Origin of the sequence: Arenibacter amylolyticus (assembly GCF_002150785.1) — a bacterium.
Lineage (GTDB): Bacteria > Bacteroidota > Bacteroidia > Flavobacteriales > Flavobacteriaceae > Arenibacter > Arenibacter amylolyticus.
Window position 1 is genome coordinate 24410 of sequence record NZ_MTAZ01000006.1, and the last position, 18644, is coordinate 43053.

Consider the following 18644-nt stretch of genomic DNA (forward strand, 5'->3'; position numbering starts at 1 on the left):
TTAATTTTAATTACCGCTTCCTATTTTGTAATAAATAAAACCGATTTCGTTTAAGGTTTTTGCGTCTAAGACCCCCCTTCCATCGAACACAAAAGCAGGTTTCTGCATATTATTGTAAATTTCTTGCCAGTCGTAATTCGCAAACTCCTCCCATTCTGTTAGTATAGCAACGGCATGTGCGTCTTTAAGGGCTTTGTAGGGTCCTGTTTGAGAATTTAAGTACTTTGTATTTTCTTCTTCAGAACGTGTATTCAAGGAGTTAAGGTCAGTTTTCATTTGTGTGGCAGTTACCTTAGGATCGTATACATGTATTTCAGCTTGTTCCTCAATCAATTGATCTGCCACATAAATAGCAGCGGATTCTCGAGTATCATTGGTGTCCTTTTTAAATGCCCATCCCAAGAATGCAATTTTTTTGCCGGATACGGTGTTGTAAAGGGTACTTACAATTTTTTCGCCAAACCTTCTCTTTTGATGGTCGTTCATGATGATTACCTGTTCCCAGTAATCGGCTACTTCATGTAAGCCATAGGACTTGGCGATGTAGACTAGGTTGAGGATGTCTTTTTGAAAACAAGAGCCTCCAAAGCCTACAGAGGCATTTAAGAACTTAGGGCCAATTCTACTGTCCATTCCAATAGCCCTAGACACTTCACTTACTTCAGAGCCTGTTACTTCGCATAGCTCAGAAATGGCATTGATAGAAGAAACTCGTTGTGCTAAAAAGGCATTTGCTACCAATTTTGACAATTCAGAAGACCAAACGTTGGTGGTGAGTATTTTTTCTCTAGGTATCCATGAAGCGTAGATATCAACCAAGGCCTTAATAGCCTCTATTCCTTCTGTGCTATCTTCTCCACCAATCAACACACGGTCTGAGTATAGTAGGTCTTGTACCGCAGTTCCTTCGGCTAAAAATTCTGGGTTGGATAGTATTTGAAAGTTAACCCCATTGCCGGTATGGTCTAAAATGTCCTTAATGGCTTGTGCCGTCCTCACAGGTAAGGTGGATTTTTCGACCACTATTTTATCACTCGTAGCAATTTTTGCGATCTGGCGGGCACATAGCTCAACATACTTAAGGTCTGCAGCCATTCCTTTTCCTTTCCCATACGTCTTGGTAGGTGTATTTACGGAAATAAAGATTATTTCAGCTTCCTTTATTGCCTTATCAACTTCTGTAGAAAAGAAGAGATTTCTTCCACGGGCTTCTTTTACCACTTCAGCTAGGCCAGGCTCGTAAATAGGTAGGTTATCTAGATTTTTGTCATTCCAATCCGAAATTCGTTGCTCATTAATATCAACAACGGTTACCTTAATATTTGGATTCTTTAGGGCTATTACCGCCATGGTAGGACCGCCAACATAACCGGCGCCTATGCAACATATATTCTTTATCACTACCTATTTCTTTTATTCTATATTAATTTTTCGATTATATATTCATTGATGGGATTAAACTCCACCGTAAAAAAATAACCGATCGGCAAAACTACGATTTTTAATACACTTAATTCCAGTTAATAAGTTTTTAAGCGCTTTATACCATAAAACCAGTGGCTGAATTTCGTTCGTAAACCGATAGTTTACTGGCAGGTGAAAGATTGTGTTACACCTGTACCTACAGCATCACACTATATCTTGGCCTTTTAGCAAGAGTTTGATAACTGTTGTCTCTAATGATATTTGTGTTCTCTTTAAGGTTGTATTCCTCTAAGATGCTTATTGCAAAATCGTACCAACTCATCGCTTTCCCATCGGTGAAATGGTGAAGCCCATAGGCATGGTTATCAGTCGTGATAAGGTTCACAAGAAACTTTGCCAAGTTTTCCGAATTGGTGGGGCAGCCGATTTCTCGGTCCGTGATTCGAAGTGTTTCTCCTTTCTTCGCTTTTTCCAAAATTGTCTTATAAAAGTTCTTTCCGTGAATTTTGTGGTATAACCAAGAGGTACGAACAATAAAATGGTTGCGCCAAGTTCGCTGAAGAATTTGCTCTCCTGCTAATTTAGATTTCCCATACTGGTTAATGGGATTGGTGGAGTCGTGTATGGTATATGGGGAGTCTTTCTCCCCATCAAAAACATAATCCGTGGAAATATGAATTAGGATTACTTGATTTTCCTTACAAGCCAGGGATAGGTTCTTTACTCCTTCTGCATTGACCTTAAAGGCTATTTCCGGAGTCTTCTCTGCCTGTTCTACATTGGTATAAGCCGCGCAATTAATGCAATAGTCGAATTTCCCCGTTTGGAAGTATTGGTTTACCATCTCAAGATTAGTGATATTCAACTCCTTGGAATCTGCAAAAACAAATTCTAGGTTGCTATTTTGGTCCGAGATGTCTTGTATGCTGAGACCCAATTGTCCGTTGGCTCCAGTAACTAGGACCCGTTTTATATCTTGAGATCTTTCCATAAGGGGAGTTCTAAATCTTTTTCGGAGATTACCAATTGGTTTACTGGGACTTCCCAGTCTATATTTAAATCCGGGTCGTTATATCGTATACCTGCTTCCGATTCTTTGTTGTAAAATGCGTCACACTTATAGGCAAAAATTACCTGGTCCGTTAAAGCTAAAAATCCGTGAGCCATACCCTTTGGTACAAAAATGCCTTTCCGGTTTTCTGCAGAAATATTAAGTTTAAAGTGTTGCCCATAGGTAGCACTCCCTTCGCGTAGGTCTACCACCACATCTAAAACCTCGCCCTGTAGTACCTGCACCAATTTAGCCTGTGCATACTCGCCTGTTTGAAAATGGAGTCCCCGTAAGACCCCTTTTCTTGAAACTGAGATATTGTCTTGAACGAAATCTACAGAATAGCCAGTAGCTTCCTCGAAATTCTTTTTGTGATAGGATTCAAAAAATAGGCCTCTATGGTCCTTATGGATTTGAGGCTCTAAAATAAAGCAGCCATTTAATGGGGATTCTGTGATTGTCAATGTGTGTGTTGTTATCTAGTTATGCTGTTATGGAGTTATGTTGTGATAATGTTTTCAAGTAAATTACTGTTTTTCAATAAGGGACTTTTTACTTCCTTTTACATCCCCCTTAATCCCCCTTCGAAGGGGGAATTGGTTTTAATAATGTTTTGAGCTTCATAATAGCATCATTTCATCACTTCGTAACATGTGTTGTGCTGTTATCGAGTTCAATATAGCATCACTTAGATGTCATTCAAATTTGAAATCTTAGTGATTGTCACAATTTACTCCCCCTTTGAAGGGGGCAGGGGGATGTTATCCCTGGCATTATTATTAGTTAGCTATCCTATTTCATCTTCTTCATAACAACGTCAATTTCATCGTAACATCCTCTCACTCTTTAATAAGCTCCAATAAGTGCTTCCCGTATCCGCTTTTTAAAAGGGGTTGTGCCAACTTTTCTAATTCTTCCTTGGAAATATATCCCATGGTATAGGCAACCTCTTCTAGGGCACCTATTTTAAGTCCTTGTCGCTCTTCTATTACCTCTACAAACTGACTTGCCTGCATTAATGAGGCAAAGGTACCCGTATCTAACCAAGCGGTTCCGCGATCCAAAATACTGACTTGCAATTTACCTTTTTCTAAATAGGCTTTATTGATATCGGTTATCTCCAACTCTCCTCTTTTACTGGGTGTAACATTCTTTGCGATGTTTACCACCTCATTATCGTAGAAGTAAATTCCTGGAACGGCATAGTTGGATTTAGGGTTCTCTGGTTTTTCCTCTATACTAATGGCCCGTCCTTCGACGTCAAATTCTACTACCCCATAACGTTGTGGGTCTTGTACATGGTAGCCATAAATAATTCCGCCATCGGGATCATTGTTGGCCTGTAATAGTTGGGCCAATCCCGAGCCATAAAAGATATTGTCCCCTAATATCAACGCCACCTTGTCCTTCCCTATAAATTCTTCTCCAATGATAAAGGCCTCCGCTAAACCGTTGGGATTGTCTTGGGTAGCATATCTAAAGTCACAGCCTAATTGCGATCCGTCACCCAACAAATTTTGAAAGAGTGCCTTGTCCTGCGGGGTGGTGATTATGAGAATCTCCCTGATTCCCGCCGACATAAGCGTAGACAAGGGGTAGTAAATCATGGGCTTATCATAAATGGGCATCAGTTGCTTGCTCACCGCCATGGTAATGGGGTATAGCCTAGTTCCTGAGCCTCCTGCAAGTACGATTCCTTTCATGGTGGTGTTATATTGTTATCAAGTTATCATGTTACGGAGTTATCAAGTTATATTTCGCCTTCTTCATAACAGCTTAACTTCATCACTTCGTAACTTGGATCATATTGTTATCCAGTTATGGTGTTATGTTGTGAAGATGCATTCTTAAAGTTTCTTCATCATAACTGTGTAACTAGGTCACTTTTTAACTAGGTTAATTAACTGTAAACTTAAGCATTCAAACTCTTTATTAATTTTGTTAGCATTCGTCTTATATAAATGATTTTTTCATTAACCGCTGTATTAGTGGTACTATAGTTTAACCTATAAGCAATTTCCAATTGTGTTTCTACTTCCGCCAAAGACCCAAGGGCTATATACAAAAACCTAGTAAATTCTTTACGTCCTTTCCTACCCGCTCCTTCGGCAATATTTGATGGTATAGATATACAACTTCGACGTATTTGACTTGTGAGTCCAAATTGCTCCTCTTTGGGGAATGATTTAGATAGGTCATAAACCTCAATCACCAGATCCATAGATTCCTGCCATACCTTTAAATCTTTGTGAGATTTTATTTCCAAATTAATGTTGTTGTCTTGTTTAATGTTGTCTTTTTCAAAACAACGTAACTTTATCACTAGGTTATCCGATTATCGAGTTATCTTGTGGTGATGTTATCGAGTTAAGTTTATTATCAGTCTCTCATATTCAATTGTAAATTACTCCCCCTTTCATCATAACTTCATAACATGATAACTCCATCACTTCATAACTGCGTAACTTCATAACAGCATAACAACGTAACTCCATCACTTTATTTATACTGCCTCTCATAATACTCCCGATAATCCCCGGAAGTAACACGTGCCAACCACTCTTCATTTTTCAAATACCAGTCAATGGTCTTGGCCAATCCTTCCTCAAAAGTCACCGATGGCTTCCAGCCCAATTCTTTATGGATTTTGGTTGAGTCAATCGCATATCTGAGGTCGTGCCCAGGTCGGTCCTTGACGTAGGTGATCAGTTTTTCGCTATCTCCCGTCGGTCTTCCCAGCTTTTCATCCATTTGCTGGCACAATAATTTTACCAGGTTGAGGTTGGTCCACTCGTTAAAGCCGCCTATATTGTAAGTTTCCGCATTCTTTCCTTTATGATACACAAGGTCTATTGCCCTTGCGTGATCTTTTACATACAGCCAATCCCGAGTGTAATTCCCATCGCCGTAAACAGGCAGGGGCTGTTTCTGAATGATATTGTTGATAAATAGGGGAATTAATTTCTCCGGAAAATGATTGGGCCCGTAATTATTGGAGCAATTGCTGATTACATAGGGCATGCCATAGGTTTCCCCATAGGCCCTTACAAAATGATCGGAGCTTGCCTTGGAGGCAGAATAGGGAGAATTGGGGTCGTAGGGGGTGGTTTCGGTAAATAACCCTGTTTTTCCCAAGGAGCCGTATACTTCATCTGTACTGACGTGATAAAATCGCTTTCCCTCAAAATTATCTTGCCAAAGGGATTTAAAGGCGTTTAAAAGATGTACGGTACCCATCACATTGGTTTTTACAAAGGCCATGGGATCGGTTATAGACCGATCTACATGGGATTCTGCTGCCAAATGGATTACCCCATCAAATTGGTGTTCTTGGAAAAGGGCATCTATAAAATCGGCCTCCGTAATATCCCCTTTAATAAAGGTATAGTTGGAGGCCGATTCCACATCGGTTAAATTTTCAAGATTCCCGGCATAGGTCAAAGCATCCAAATTATAGATGTGGTAGTTTGGATAGGTAGTTACCAATCTCCTCACCACATGGGAGCCTATAAATCCCGCTCCTCCTGTAATCAAGATGTTCATCTGCTTTATTGTTATCTGGTTTATGTTCTCAAGCCGGCTGCCTAGCCCGTGTTAACCGATTCAATTGCAGCCGATTAATTCCCTGCTAATTCTTATACCCGACTCTCTGTTTCTTTCTTTTGATAATGATTTAAATAGGTGTTTAACTCCATCAAACCTAACAAAAGAAGGGTTAGTCCTATAAAACCAAGGGGTATCCAAAATTTATAGGAGTTTAAAACCCCTTTTACCTCTACCCCCGTTCTTGGGAAAGCAGAAATTACGTTTAGGATACTGGATTTGTTGGCGCGTTCGGTATTTAATAACACCAAATTCTCTTTTAATCGCTCTACCTCATTGATTAAGGCCAGTTCCTTGTTTTCCTTTCCTTCTCCTTGGCCTAGGCTGATACTGGTCCCCTGCATGGGTTTTTCAGCCTCCTTTATCATTACGCGCTTGTACAAATACTGTAAGGAGTCTACTTCCATCAACTGTTTCTTATATAGACTGTCCTGTAGGCTTATATTGAGATCGCTAATGTTCTGTTGTAGCTTAAAATACTCATTTCTAGAAATGGAATTTATGATGGAAGGCTGTATTTTCTTGGCCACACTATTGTTGGTGGCTGTTACCGAAATCGTATGGAAGCGGGCATCAAAGGAATTGAAGTTCTTTAAATACTTATCTATATCGATGGCCTTTTTGGTGGTAGAATCCAGGCTTCGTACAAACTTATCGAACAGGGCTATCTTTTGGTTGTCATCCGAATAGGAGTCCACGTCAAACTTCTTAATATCAGCTGCTTCCTGTACGGAAATATTCAAGGCTTCCGCCAAGGCGACGGAATCTTGTGCTTCGGCCAATTCATTATAGAAATTAATGTTGTTGTACAATTGTTGTACACTGTTAAAATTAGGCTCTACCACCATGGTGGAAACGTATTTTGGGGTCTTGGTCATATCCAAGTAAATCCCTATGGCCAAGCCAATAACAGCAGCAATAGTAAATTTCAAGAAATGCCTTTGTAAGAAAAGCAGGAATAATATAATAACGTGAAAAATACCCTTAAATATATTCCCTATAAAGCGGAAGAATTTTTTAAAGGCATTGCCAATTAATTGGAACAGTTGTCCCAGATCAATTTCCTCCGAAGATGCGCTGTTGGGTGTTTGTGGTTTATCGGACATATAAACTTAAGAATTAAATATTTGTGTTAGAATTTTGTCGGTAATCAAATAAGTAGGTTTTACCCCAGTAGTCCCCAAGCCGCCAGAAGCCAAGGTGCTTCCTGTTTCCAAGGGATTATCCGAAGCGTAATAGGCGTACCGCACCTTTACATCTTCCCGAATGCTCTTTCGTATCTTGGAGGCAGATTGTATGGCCTTTTGGTAGTGCACGCCTTCCATTTCCAGGCCAATGACCCTCCAGGTAGACTCATGGAAGTATTTTAGAATATCCTTATTTTGCAAGGAGGTTCCTAATACGGTCACCATGGTGCCCTCCTGTACTTTTAACCCATTTCCTTCAAAGTCGGACTTACTCAATTCGTTTTTAAAAGGGTAATTGTCCGAACTTCCTTCAAAGATATGGGCAAATGGTATCATGATATCCCCTTTACCGCCATCTAGTATTCCGGCCTTCCCCATGATGGAGACGGAATCGACATTTAAAAATACCTCTTGGTCTTTATCTATTTTATAAGGCTTTAATAGCTCGTCTATGGTTTCATAGGCTTGTTCTCCAAAGGCGTAATCCATCACAAAAAGTACGGGGATGTCCTTTTCGGCCGTTTTCTTTAGCTCATAGCAACAGGCGCCTTTAACCAACTTGGCCAGATCAAAGATCTGAACGTCTATATTGGTCCCAGAAACATCATCTATGGCGATCATACCGTTCTTTTTGGCCAAGGCGGTAACCTTATTCCTTAATCTGGAGTTTTCCGTTTTGCTCAAGGCCTCAAAAATGGTGAGGTCATCGCTGTTGGCAAATTCCTTGGATAATGCCTTTTTAGCAAACAGGGAATTCATAACACTGTGCATATTGGCGCTTATTATATGGATAGGGCGTTCTAACAGATTGTGCTCGCGCATTGTTTTCTTAATCGTATTGGCCCAGCGTTCCCCATGAATGTGGTGGCCCAAGCGCTCTCGCAACATGGGGCTAAAGGTAATGGCGCGTTTATTTCCAGTAGTTTCTTCCTCTATGGCCAATTTCCCTAACCAATAGACAATTTTTAAGAATCGCTCCGGCTCCTTTTCCGTAGAGAGCATTTTATGGATGGCCATGACTTCTATAAACGGTCTGCCCATCACATTGGCTGCATGGGTCAATGCCACTTCCCGTTCCCGCTGGCTCAACTCCTCTTCTTTTAGTGCTGCTTCCTCCAATTTTACCCAATCGCGGATGGTTTTATCCGAATCGTCAATTAAGGCACGTTTGCTTATTTTTTCGGACTCTATAAAGAGAAAGGTAAGGTGGGTAAGGATGTCGTAAATGTCCGACCGGCCCCGGGTAATCTCAATATTCATCTGCTCATCGTCTATACGGTAGCAGTTTCTTCGTCGCTTGGGCGGAATGATAGGTTTAAATTGGGAGCTGGAATACCCCTCGTCCGATGTTAAGTTAATGTACCGGCACTGCTCAATACCCTCGGGCAAGCGCTCCAGTACATAAATAAGTCCATTTAACTCCGACTTTTCCTCGGCAATGGAACCGTAGATCTCCGGTCTTAATTGTAAAAGGGATTGCCTAAGGGCAGCACCTGATACTCCCGAAGGCTTATAGAATCCACGATTGAACAAATGACGCATGGTAATGTACAGGCGTTCAATGGCATTCGTAGACTCTTGGGCTTTAGTGGTGTTGGTGTAATTATTCATAATTGAATTTCATGCAAAACTACAATATATATTGATATTTAGTAAGGTGGAATATTGTCAACTAGCTATAACCTAGCTATAACTAATGGGAATTCACCTACAATCATTGGTTTTTTATACAAATATAGCTGGATTCTAGTTAATGACGACGGATAAGATTAGAAGTTAGTATAAGAATTTTATAGTGCTTGTGGAATTAAACCAGTTAAGCGGTTTAAGGGTTAAAAGGCTAAGAAGGACAATCAGCATAACAAGATAACTCGATAACATCATAACCCTAGTTACCAAGTTACGCTGTTACGGAGTTACGAAGAAGAAAACATGACTTAAGTAACAACATCACAAGAAAAGCAGTTAAATAGTTAAAATGCTAGGAGGAACAACCACCATAACTCCATAACAAGATAACTCGATAACATCATAACCCTAGTTACCAAGTTACGCTGTTACGGAGCTACGAAGAAGAAAACATGACTTAAGTAACAAGATGACACGATAACCCAGTTAAATAGTTAAAATGCTAGGAGGAACAACCACCATAACTCCATAACAAGATAACTCCATAACTTTATACTCCTACACCCTAAACGCCTCCAATCCCTCGGCAACCTTTCGGTCATTAGACAATCGTTGTACCTTATTTTGTCCCCCTAATTTCCCGATGGATTTCATATACTCTTGGAATCCGTCTTTTTTAATTTGAGTAATCTTTAGGCGCTGTAATATTTTGCCTTTTATTAGGTCAAAGTAATAGGTATTCTGTTTTTGAAGGGAGGTGTCCAGTATTTGGTTAAATTTTTCCAAATCGGTGGGTAGCTGTTCAAATTCTATCAACCATTCGTGGTAGGGTAACTCTTCTCCGCTAGGATTAATCTGTGGGGCAACGGTAAATTCGTTTATTCTAGCATCGGTGGCTTCAATGGCCTGCCGCATGGCTTCTTCCACTTCCTTGCCAATAACATGCTCCCCAAAGGCAGAAATAAAGTGTTTTATTCTACCAGACACTATTATTTTATAGGGCTTTAAAGAAATAAACTGAACGGTATCCCCTAGGTTATAGGCCCAGAGTCCGGCATTGGTAGAAATAATCATCACGTAATTAACCCCTATTTCCACATCCTTTATAGTAATCCGCTTAGGGTTTTCCTCAAAAAACTCGTCCGACTTAACAAACTCGTAGAAAATCCCCGAATTCAATAGCAATAACATGCCTTTTTCGGTTTGGGAATTTTGATAGGCAAAAAATCCTTCGCTGGCAGGGAATAATTCTATACTGGCAACTCGGCGACCAATAAGGTTTTCAAATTTTGCCCGGTAAGGTTCGTAATTGACCCCTCCATAGATAAACAGTTCAAAATTCTTGAAGAGTTCACCCACCTTTTTACCAGTAGTAGCGTTCAGCTTTTCAAAATAGGTTTGCACCCAAGAGGGAATACCCGCTATAACGGTCATGTTTTCCTGAGCGGTTTCTTTTACGATTTCGGATACTTTGGTATCCCAATCCTCCAGGCAATTGGTCTCCCAGCTGGGGAGTCTGTTTTTCTGCAAGTAATTGGGAACATAATGGGCAGAAATCCCCGAGAGCCTTCCTATTTTAATGCCGTTTTGCTCCTTCATTACTGGACTTCCCTGTAGAAAAATCATTTTTCCGTCCACAAAATCGGCCCTTCCCGTTTCGTGTATGTAGGTAAGGATGGCGTTGCGGGATGCTTCTACTTGGTGTTTTATGGATTCCTTGGTAATGGGAATAAATTTGGCTCCGGAAGTAGTCCCCGATGTTTTGGCAAAATAGGTGGGTTTTCCAGGCCATACAATATTGCTTTCTCCAGCAATAACCCGCTCTATATAGGCCTTGCCTTCTTCGTAGTCCCTTATGGGAACGTGCTTTACAAAATCGGCGTGCGATTGAATTTGGGAGAAATTATGGTCTTTCCCAAAAACAGTATCCTTTGCCTGCCCTATAAGGGAGGCAAAAACTTTTTCCTGGGTTTCTATTGGGTTTTCTACCCATTTTGCAGTTTTTCTTGCAACCACTTTGGCAAATATCTTGGCAGCTAAGGACTTTAAACTCATTCTTTACTATTTAAAATCTATAAAATCCATTGGGTTTAGCGGACTTCCGTCACTCCACAGTTCAAAGTGAAGGTGGGGACCGGTAGTGAACTCCCCGGTGTTGCCAACAGAGGCAACCACTTCCCCAGCGCGAACAATATCGCCTTGCTCCTTGTTCAGCGAGCCGTTATGCTTATATACACTAAGGAGTCCGTCTGCGTGTTCCAATATAATAACATAACCTGTTTGGGCGGTCCATTCCGCGAAAATCACCGTTCCATTGGCCACTGCTTTCACTGGACTATTTGTGGGGGCCACAACATCTACGGCATAATGCTTGGATTCTGGATTAAATCCTTGTGAGATGGTCCCGCTCAGGGGAGTAAACAATACCCTTCCCGGACTGTTAAGATTTCTTTCAAATAAATTGTATTTGTCCTCCCTAGCCACCTGCGCCCTTAGTAAAGAATCTTCCCTAATGGGGTTGAGATCAATGGTGGAAGGGTCTATCTTATACTGTTCGTACAAGGAGTCGCGGTTAATTTCATTATTTTCAATGTCGCCTGTCAATACTTTCCGAATGTTATCTAAATACCTGTTGGTATAATTTAGGACCGTCACCAAAGAGTCAGTTTTATAGGTAAGCTCTGTAGCCTGTCTTCTTAACTTGGTGGAGGAGTAACCGGGGATATACTCCCGCAGCGGGGTAAAGGCGATTAAGAGTGTGGTGAAGGCGATGAGGCCTATAATAAACAAGGAGCCCGTAACAAAAACATTCATTCTGTTGAGCTTAAATGAAATCTTTTCTTCAAAAGTACTCTCGTTAAGGATGACCAAGCGGTACTTGTGCAGAAGCTTTCTCTTTATTTCCTTTCTCTTTTGTTTTTTTTTGGCCATAATAAACAAAGATAAGCTTACAAATTAACTTTAATTATCTTTAGTATAAATTTTGATAGGTAATTGCGATTTCACCACAAAAGTATTCTTTCACAAAATATATTCTGCTTTGTTAGAATTAAAATATATTTTAGCGATTAAAATTAACAGGCTACTAACATCTTTTTTAGTACCTTTGTTTCTAATAAATCATCTTACTATGATCACATTAAACACATTTTTAGCAATTGGCGCCCCTCAAATCATATTGATAGTGGTGGTGGTCCTACTACTATTTGGAGGAAAGAAAATACCGGAACTAATGCGCGGATTGGGTAGTGGTATTAAAGAGTTTAAGGATGCTTCCAAAGATGATGAAGTCTTGGAAGACAAAAAAGAGAACTAATAAGAGACGCCATTTTATATATAAAACACCTGCTTTTGTGGGTGTTTTTTTATTTGGTTGATTTGCATAGCTCACACCAATCCTTCTTTATTCTTTAGCCATCACGCTTGATGGCGCCGTACTTCCCACAGCGGATTTCTAACAATCCTTAAATGAACCGTGAATTCTAGGCGCAAGGAACTGAAACATGTAAAACAAGGTTTCTAGTGATTTTCCATAGACGTCATTTATATTATTATCCAAGTTCTGTACTTAAATCTTAAGTACCCTTTATTATCCTTATTTATTTCTTATTTGATCTTCCTGCAAGCTTAGAAGCTTGGGTAAATCTACTTGGATGCGCTGTTAAAGCGTATGAAACCAAGGTTACACCATGGAAATTACAGTGTTCACAACAAATAATTTTCAAACCGTACTAGGGCGTCTAGTTTTGACGTTCTTATGATATTAATGGGTTTGGTGTTTCCCTTTTTGAGGAAACCGAAGTTGAATTTTACAGGTTTCAACTGCTTAAGCTCTTAACAACTAATTGTATTGCGGACTACTCTTATAAATATAAAAAATTATTTACCCTTGCTATTTTTATTAATTGCGACCCTTACCTATGGTCAGGATAATAAAGAAAGAAAAAAGGGGAGTGAAGAGGAGCAAGCTGTAACTATCCCCACGAGTCATAGCCCTATCCTGGCATCCAAAATGGCACCTCTTGGGGATACCGATAAAATGGAGGCTGCCTTTAGGCTACATAAAATAAATATCAAGCGGTTTTCAAATACGTATATCCAAACACCGGGTTATTACATTATCAGTAACATATATAGTAATGAGGGGTATTTAGCTAAAAACCTGGAAAAACTAAGGAAAAAGGGTTTTGAAGCGGGATTTTTATTTAATCCGGAAGATCAGCTGAACTATCTATACCTTAAAAGATTTGACACCTGGCAAGAGGCTTTGGAGGCATGTAATACCAATATCAATCAGACTTATGATAAGACTGTTTGGGTGTTGATTATTCCCCCTTCCAAAGGCCCAGTAGCCGCTAATACCCTTGTTTCGCGTGAAAAGAAACCAATAAGCGCTAAGGTTGTGGATGCGGCACCTTTAGAAATTGTGAGTTATGAAAACGTGACAGCCAGCGGGAACTCCACCCCCTCCGTTTTGACGGTACCTCCGGTTAAAAGTAATTCTTGGATAAATAAGGCAAATACCTATTTTGACCAGATGAGGTATGCGGAGGCTGCTGAGCTTTACGAAAAAGGATTGGAAAAAACTCCCGATGTCAGTAGTTTAGAAATATTTCAGAAAGCTGGAGACGCTCATTATTTTAACACCAATATGGAACGTGCCTATTATTGGTACCATCAATTGTACAAAACGTATAAGGCAGATATGAGGCCAGAGTACCTTTTTAAATATGCGCATACTCTTAAAGGAGCTGGTAAATATGGTAGGGCTAAACGCATGATGCGATTGTATAATAGGGCCACAAAGAATGAGACGGTAGAAGAGGAAGATACCAGTATGGAGGCCAATGCAAATGAAGTGGTTTTAGATAATATTCTGGCAGCCGATGACAACGCTATTTTGAAGAATTTGTCTATAAATACCCAATATTCGGAGTTTGCCCCCATGTTTTATAAGGAAGATAAAATGGTTTTTGCTTCCTCAAGAGATTCTTCAGTCTTTACTACTAGGCGGTATGGATGGAATAACCAGCCATTTTTGGACCTTTATTTGGCAAATATCAATGAGGAGTCCCAAGAATTGCGGAATGCCATTAAATTATCCAAGAATATCAACACAAGATATCACGAAGCTTCCGTAACTTTTTCTCCCGATAATACCACTATGTACTTTACCCGCAATAACTATAAGAGGAAGTTGCGAAGGGATGAAAATGGTATGAATCATTTAAAAATTTATGTTTCCAATAAGGTAAACGGGGAGTGGGGAGAAGCAAAGGAGTTGCCTTTTAATAGTGATTCCTATTCCACCGGGCATCCCGCATTGAGTCCTGATGGTAAGAAACTGTATTTTGTTTCGGATATGCCAGGAAGTATGGGGGAGACAGACATCTTTGTGGTGGATGTGCTGGGAAACAACCAGTATTCCCAACCCAAGAACCTAGGCCCTAAGATCAATACCAAACGGAAGGAAATGTTTCCTTTTGTGACAGATGAAAAATTGTACTTCTCTTCCGATGGTCATGTAGGACTGGGCGGATTGGATGTGTATGAAGCCGTATTGGAGGAAGATGGCGGATTCATGGATGCTGTGAATCTAGGAAGGCCTATAAACAGTGAAAAGGACGATTTCTCCTATATAGTAAATGAAAACAACAATAAGGGGTATTTTGCCTCCAATAGAAATGGTGGAAAAGGGGACGATGATCTCTACGGATTTGAAAGGTTGATTCCAGAGAAAACCGTATACAATGCAATTGCTGGTACGGTTGTAGAGCAAATTACCGGGGAGTTAATGCCCAATGCCTTAGTGACCTTGTTAGATGAAAACAATATTAAATTGAAGGAGGTAATTACTGCTAGCGATGGCACCTTTGTTTTTGAGGATTTGGAGTCGGACACTAAGTATACTGTGAAAATTGCCCAAACTGAGTATTTTGAGAATGTAAAAGAGGTGGTGACCGGGACCAATGAAGTGGTGGAGATAGAAATCCCGATGAAGAAGCTAAAAGAGTTGATTGTGGTAGAGGAGGGCGTTCGTAAGCTTAAAACGGACATGATTTTCTTTGATTTTGATAAATCGTATATAAGAAAGGATGCCGCGGTAGAATTGGATAAGTTGGTGGAGGTAATGATGGATCATAAGGACATGGTTATAAAAATTGAATCGCACACAGATTCTAGAGGACCTGCGGTGTACAATAAATATCTTTCGGACAAGAGGGCTAAGTCTAGCCGGGACTATCTTATTTCCAAAGGAATTTCCGAAGAGCGGATTGAAAGTGCTATTGGCTACGGGGAAGAGCGATTGTTGAACGAATGTAAGGATGGGGTTTGGTGTACCAGAGAGCGACATGAACTCAATAGAAGATCCGAATTTATAATTGTGAAGATGTAATCAGTTTAACCAGATTGACTAATTTCTATAGCCCGTTCTCTTTTGGGAAAGCGGGCCTTTTTATTTCTGGATCCATCCCTGGAACAATCAATTTTATCCTTTGTAGATTACTTTTAGGGTATTAGTCATCTTGACGAATACTTATGTTGTTTGTCGAATGATTACAATATAAAGTTTAGTTCATCCGTTTTATGCGGCACTTTATCTAATAAGTTGTCCCAGTAGCCTAACATTTCTAAAATTAGCATGAGCAATTAACTAATATAGCTGTTATGAAACATGTTTTTCTCTTGAAAGAAATCTATTTGGAGGCTTTTAGAAATTGGACCCACCTGTTTCTAAAAAGATATTTTAAGGCCTTTTCCGTGTTTTGTTTTTTCCTAATAGCAGTCGTAATTTACGCCTTTATATATAGGGTTGCTACTGGATTTAGTTTCTAACCAAGGTACTTACCTATAGGATTTTAGCCTTAGTAGACCTCCCAGTAGAGGTGTCCCAATTCCTGTGTTTCCTTGGGCCTGATTGTTTCGAAGGGGCACGTGAAGCTACAGGCGCGTAAGGCTACACCCATCCCAGTTTTTCTACCACTTTTGGCAGAACCCAATAATCTATGCGCACTCGCTTAAAACCCTAGGGTGGAATGAGCAGTGTATGTATAGGTTAACCTTTCGTTAGCGGATAACACACCTAAAAGGGCCGGGCTTATCTACTTGCCTGCTGTTGCTGGCTAGGTTCGTCTACAAACTTTATTGTTTTTAAAATCGCCTCCAACTCAAACATATAATCCCTTTTTTCAGTGGCTGGGGCAAATACAAAGCCTTCTACCACCACTTTTCTATCGTTCTTGTGGTCATTGATGATGTAAGTAAGGAAAGGTCCTGCCATAGGGTAATTTTCTATCTCCCAAATTCCCCTTACTTCAGCGGCTTTCCTATCCGAAATTTCGGCAGGGAAAACATAGGGAGAGAAAGCTTTCTCCGTGACCATATACGTGATTTTCCCAGGAACATCGGGCCCAGGAATAAACTGCTTCCCTATAGAGTCGCGCATGCTAACAATATCGGCCACCAGGGTAGAGTCGCTCTTAAAATAGTTTCCTGGTACCTCATAGGCAATAATGTTCATGCTTCCTTTTTGGATCTGTCTATCGATCCATACAAACTTACCTTCCTGTTTTCCAACCTTGTAAATGGAGGGGATAGATAGGGTAATTCCTAGCTTTTCTTCTAATTCCTTCTCCTTGTTCAAGGATATCTGAAAACGTTTTTGGGCTTCCCCAATTTCAAGGTTTTTAAAAGCCTTGATCATTTCATTGGCCTTGGCATCCAAGTTCTTTATTATTTCCTCCTGGGTAGTACCTTTTATAACACCTACGTTCTGTGGCGTGGCGTACACATCCGTTTTAATATGAGCCAAGCTTAGGGTGTCCTTGGCAACAAATAAAACGGATCTGGTGCTTAACACAGAACCCGAGAAAACCTTAGCGGGCATCTGGTGAATGGTAAACAGAGGTTCTTCCCAAGAAAGTCCTAAGACTGGAGCCGCAAAATGCTGTCTAACACGGTCTCCTACCGCACCCTCCCATAAGTCATTGTCCATTACTACTGCCAAGGAATTTATCGCTCCTATGGATTCAGGCAGGTATTTTTTCTTTGGAGTTGAATTACAGGAAATCAGTAATAAAAATGTCGACAAAAAGAGAATTCCAATTTTTTTCATGGTAGTATAAATTTTTACGAGGAACAGTCACACAATTTTAATTTTGTACCCGGTTTGATATCGTTACCACTAATACCGTTCCATTTTCGTAAATTCTCGATACTAATTCCCGGATATTTTTTTGCAATGCCCCAAAGGGAGTCTCCATTTCTAACAGTATGGACCTTGGAACTGCTGCTGACACTCGTGCTAGGGTGTTTTCTGGGGTAAATGGTAAGTCGCTGGCCAATCCTCAGATTGTTGCTTCTTAAACCATTCCAAGCTTTTATTTGGCTCACTCTTACACCATATCTTTCGGCAATCTTACCTAGATAATCCCCGCTTTTTACTCTATATCTTATTTGGTTTTGGGTGGAGGTCATTTCGGGAAGTGGCTTTTCCCGGTTCTTTAATTCATTTTCCACGTGGGCGTAAATTGCCTCTTCGTTGTTTACAAACTTGCCCAAGGCATAGATAGGAAGTCGTAGGCTGTAATTTTTGCCTTCTACATAGGGGATGATATTTAACTTATAGGCGGGATTCAATACTTCCAATTCTTCTACACTGATATCTACCAACTCGGCAATTTGATCAAAGGTGATCATGCGCTTTACATGCACGGTATCGGTCTCAAAATAAGGTCTATTTACCACCTCAGGTTCCAATCCGTGTTCCTTGGCGTATTCAAAGATGTACATGGTAGCCAAAAAAGCCGGTACGTAGCCTGCGGTTTCCCGAGGAAGATGTCTTCTTATATTCCAATAATTCTTATACCCTCCAGAGCGTCTAATGGCTTTATTTACATTGCCGGGACCCGAATTATAGGCGGCTAGGGCCAAATCCCAATCGTCAAAAATGCGGTGCAACCTTTTAAGGTACATACTGGCTGCTTTGGTAGAGTTGATGGGGTCGCTTCTTTCATCCACATAACTACTTACGTCCAGATTATACATTTTACCGGTACCGTACATAAATTGCCATAAGCCTGTTGCGCCCACCCTAGATCTAGCTCGTGGATTTAATGCCGATTCTACAATGGCTAAGTACTTTAGTTCCAAAGGAATGTTCTGGTTGTCCAATTCCTGCTCAAATAAGGGGAAATAAAACTGACTTGCAGTAAGCATTCTACTCATTAGGCCCCGTCTGCGGGTTAGAAAGGAATTGATTACATTTTCTAAGGACGGATTATAGGTAATATTAAAAGGAGTGCGCTGGTTTAATCTTTCTAATCTTGCTTTTAGGGTATCGGTATCTACCTTATAATGGTACACCGTATCTATTTCCATCTTGGAGATATCCTCATAAATGGAGTCGAAGAGCATAGCGTTTTGGTGTAGTTCCCTTAACCATAGACTATCGTATTTAGCGGCTTCCAAGAGATCCTGTAGGTCGTATTTTTTTTCACCTTTTAATCGTACCAAGGGTTGGTCTTTCATAGTGGCCTGCGCATCCATGCTTTCCATCAATTCTACCCCTTCCATATCCATCGCAGTGGTGTCTACCTCCATGATTGCCGCTTTATTTGGATTTGGGGTGTTGGGAATGGAGTCTGGTTCTTGGGCAGAAAGGGTAGTGGTGGCCACTAGCCCCAAAATACTGAATAGGAAATTCTTGGTCACTTTCATGAGTTGTCTTTTAATGGGAACTGATAAAA

Annotated in this window: 15 protein-coding genes; 3 read left to right on the forward strand and 12 right to left on the reverse strand. The window is 40.4% G+C overall.

All coding sequences use genetic code 11. From position 1 onward, the window contains the following. Positions 1-6 precede the first annotated feature (6 nt). From BV214_RS03935 to BV214_RS03980, 10 genes are all read right to left on the reverse strand, one after another. Entirely contained in the window at positions 7-1401 is a 1395-nt protein-coding gene (locus BV214_RS03935; protein ID WP_176328451.1) for a UDP-glucose 6-dehydrogenase, read from the reverse strand. Positions 1402-1621: 220 nt separating this feature from the next. Further along, positions 1622-2416 carry a dTDP-4-dehydrorhamnose reductase gene (gene rfbD, locus BV214_RS03940; protein ID WP_086476190.1) on the reverse strand — a complete coding sequence of 265 codons (795 nt, stop codon included), beginning with the start codon at positions 2414-2416 and terminating at the stop codon, positions 1622-1624. Further along, positions 2395-2940 (reverse strand): dTDP-4-dehydrorhamnose 3,5-epimerase, encoded by a 546-nt coding sequence (gene rfbC, locus BV214_RS03945; protein ID WP_086476191.1) that lies wholly within the window; start codon positions 2938-2940, stop codon positions 2395-2397. Before rfbC ends, rfbD begins: the two co-directional genes overlap by 22 nt. A 375-nt stretch (positions 2941-3315) precedes the next feature. After that, positions 3316-4179: a glucose-1-phosphate thymidylyltransferase RfbA gene (gene rfbA / locus BV214_RS03950; protein ID WP_086476192.1), complete on the reverse strand. Its 864-nt coding sequence runs from the start codon at positions 4177-4179 to the stop codon at positions 3316-3318. 209 nt (positions 4180-4388) lie between these two features. Continuing rightward, entirely contained in the window at positions 4389-4697 is a 309-nt protein-coding gene (locus tag BV214_RS03955) for a four helix bundle protein (protein ID WP_394334912.1), read from the reverse strand. Positions 4698-4975: 278 nt separating this feature from the next. After that, positions 4976-6019 (reverse strand): dTDP-glucose 4,6-dehydratase, encoded by a 1044-nt coding sequence (gene rfbB / locus BV214_RS03960; RefSeq protein WP_086476193.1) that lies wholly within the window; start codon positions 6017-6019, stop codon positions 4976-4978. A 92-nt stretch (positions 6020-6111) separates the two neighbouring features. Next, complete coding sequence (locus tag BV214_RS03965) at positions 6112-7185, reverse strand: hypothetical protein (protein ID WP_086476194.1); 1074 nt, start codon at positions 7183-7185, stop codon at positions 6112-6114. 6 nt (positions 7186-7191) lie between these two features. After that, positions 7192-8877 carry a DUF6909 family protein gene (locus BV214_RS03970; RefSeq protein WP_086476195.1) on the reverse strand — a complete coding sequence of 562 codons (1686 nt, stop codon included), beginning with the start codon at positions 8875-8877 and terminating at the stop codon, positions 7192-7194. Between the two features lie 576 nt (positions 8878-9453). Next, on the reverse strand, positions 9454-10950 hold the full coding sequence (locus BV214_RS03975; protein WP_086476196.1) for a GH3 auxin-responsive promoter family protein: 1497 nt from the start codon (positions 10948-10950) through the stop codon (positions 9454-9456). Positions 10951-10956: 6 nt separating this feature from the next. Further along, positions 10957-11826: a M23 family metallopeptidase gene (locus BV214_RS03980; RefSeq protein WP_086476197.1), complete on the reverse strand. Its 870-nt coding sequence runs from the start codon at positions 11824-11826 to the stop codon at positions 10957-10959. 199 nt (positions 11827-12025) lie between these two features. Here BV214_RS03980 and tatA point away from each other — a divergent pair, with 199 nt between their 5' ends. The 3 genes from tatA (at position 12026) to BV214_RS17115 (ending at position 15732) form a co-directional block, all read left to right on the forward strand. Next, positions 12026-12211 carry a twin-arginine translocase TatA/TatE family subunit gene (tatA, locus tag BV214_RS03985; RefSeq protein ID WP_086476198.1) on the forward strand — a complete coding sequence of 62 codons (186 nt, stop codon included), beginning with the start codon at positions 12026-12028 and terminating at the stop codon, positions 12209-12211. Between the two features lie 573 nt (positions 12212-12784). Beyond that, the gene (locus BV214_RS03990; RefSeq protein WP_245806740.1) at positions 12785-15292 is read left to right on the forward strand and encodes an OmpA family protein; all 2508 of its coding nucleotides are present in this window, start codon (positions 12785-12787) and stop codon (positions 15290-15292) included. 272 nt (positions 15293-15564) lie between these two features. After that, positions 15565-15732 (forward strand): DUF6747 family protein, encoded by a 168-nt coding sequence (locus tag BV214_RS17115; RefSeq protein WP_317045162.1) that lies wholly within the window; start codon positions 15565-15567, stop codon positions 15730-15732. 262 nt (positions 15733-15994) lie between these two features. Here BV214_RS17115 and BV214_RS03995 read toward each other — a convergent pair whose 3' ends face one another. Beyond that, complete coding sequence (locus BV214_RS03995) at positions 15995-17011, reverse strand: DUF4837 family protein (RefSeq protein ID WP_086476199.1); 1017 nt, start codon at positions 17009-17011, stop codon at positions 15995-15997. Between the two features lie 14 nt (positions 17012-17025). Then, positions 17026-18615: a LysM peptidoglycan-binding domain-containing protein gene (locus tag BV214_RS04000; RefSeq protein WP_086476200.1), complete on the reverse strand. Its 1590-nt coding sequence runs from the start codon at positions 18613-18615 to the stop codon at positions 17026-17028. Between the last annotated feature and the right edge of the window lie 29 nt (positions 18616-18644).

What these genes read in the sequence shown, in the direction of transcription:
- BV214_RS03965 (WP_086476194.1), bottom strand. Translation starts at nt 7,185, where the DNA reads ATGTCCGATAAACCACAAACACCCAACAGCGCATCTTCGGAGGAAATT.
- BV214_RS03995 (WP_086476199.1), bottom strand. Translation starts at nt 17,011, where the DNA reads ATGAAAAAAATTGGAATTCTCTTTTTGTCGACATTTTTATTACTGATT.
- BV214_RS03980 (WP_086476197.1), bottom strand. Translation starts at nt 11,826, where the DNA reads ATGGCCAAAAAAAAACAAAAGAGAAAGGAAATAAAGAGAAAGCTTCTG.
- BV214_RS17115 (WP_317045162.1), top strand. Translation starts at nt 15,565, where the DNA reads ATGAAACATGTTTTTCTCTTGAAAGAAATCTATTTGGAGGCTTTTAGA.
- BV214_RS03975 (WP_086476196.1), bottom strand. Translation starts at nt 10,950, where the DNA reads ATGAGTTTAAAGTCCTTAGCTGCCAAGATATTTGCCAAAGTGGTTGCA.
- BV214_RS03955 (WP_394334912.1), bottom strand. Translation starts at nt 4,697, where the DNA reads ATGGATCTGGTGATTGAGGTTTATGACCTATCTAAATCATTCCCCAAA.
- rfbD (WP_086476190.1), bottom strand. Translation starts at nt 2,416, where the DNA reads ATGGAAAGATCTCAAGATATAAAACGGGTCCTAGTTACTGGAGCCAAC.
- tatA (WP_086476198.1), top strand. Translation starts at nt 12,026, where the DNA reads ATGATCACATTAAACACATTTTTAGCAATTGGCGCCCCTCAAATCATA.
- rfbA (WP_086476192.1), bottom strand. Translation starts at nt 4,179, where the DNA reads ATGAAAGGAATCGTACTTGCAGGAGGCTCAGGAACTAGGCTATACCCC.
- BV214_RS03970 (WP_086476195.1), bottom strand. Translation starts at nt 8,877, where the DNA reads ATGAATAATTACACCAACACCACTAAAGCCCAAGAGTCTACGAATGCC.
- BV214_RS04000 (WP_086476200.1), bottom strand. Translation starts at nt 18,615, where the DNA reads ATGAAAGTGACCAAGAATTTCCTATTCAGTATTTTGGGGCTAGTGGCC.
- rfbB (WP_086476193.1), bottom strand. Translation starts at nt 6,019, where the DNA reads ATGAACATCTTGATTACAGGAGGAGCGGGATTTATAGGCTCCCATGTG.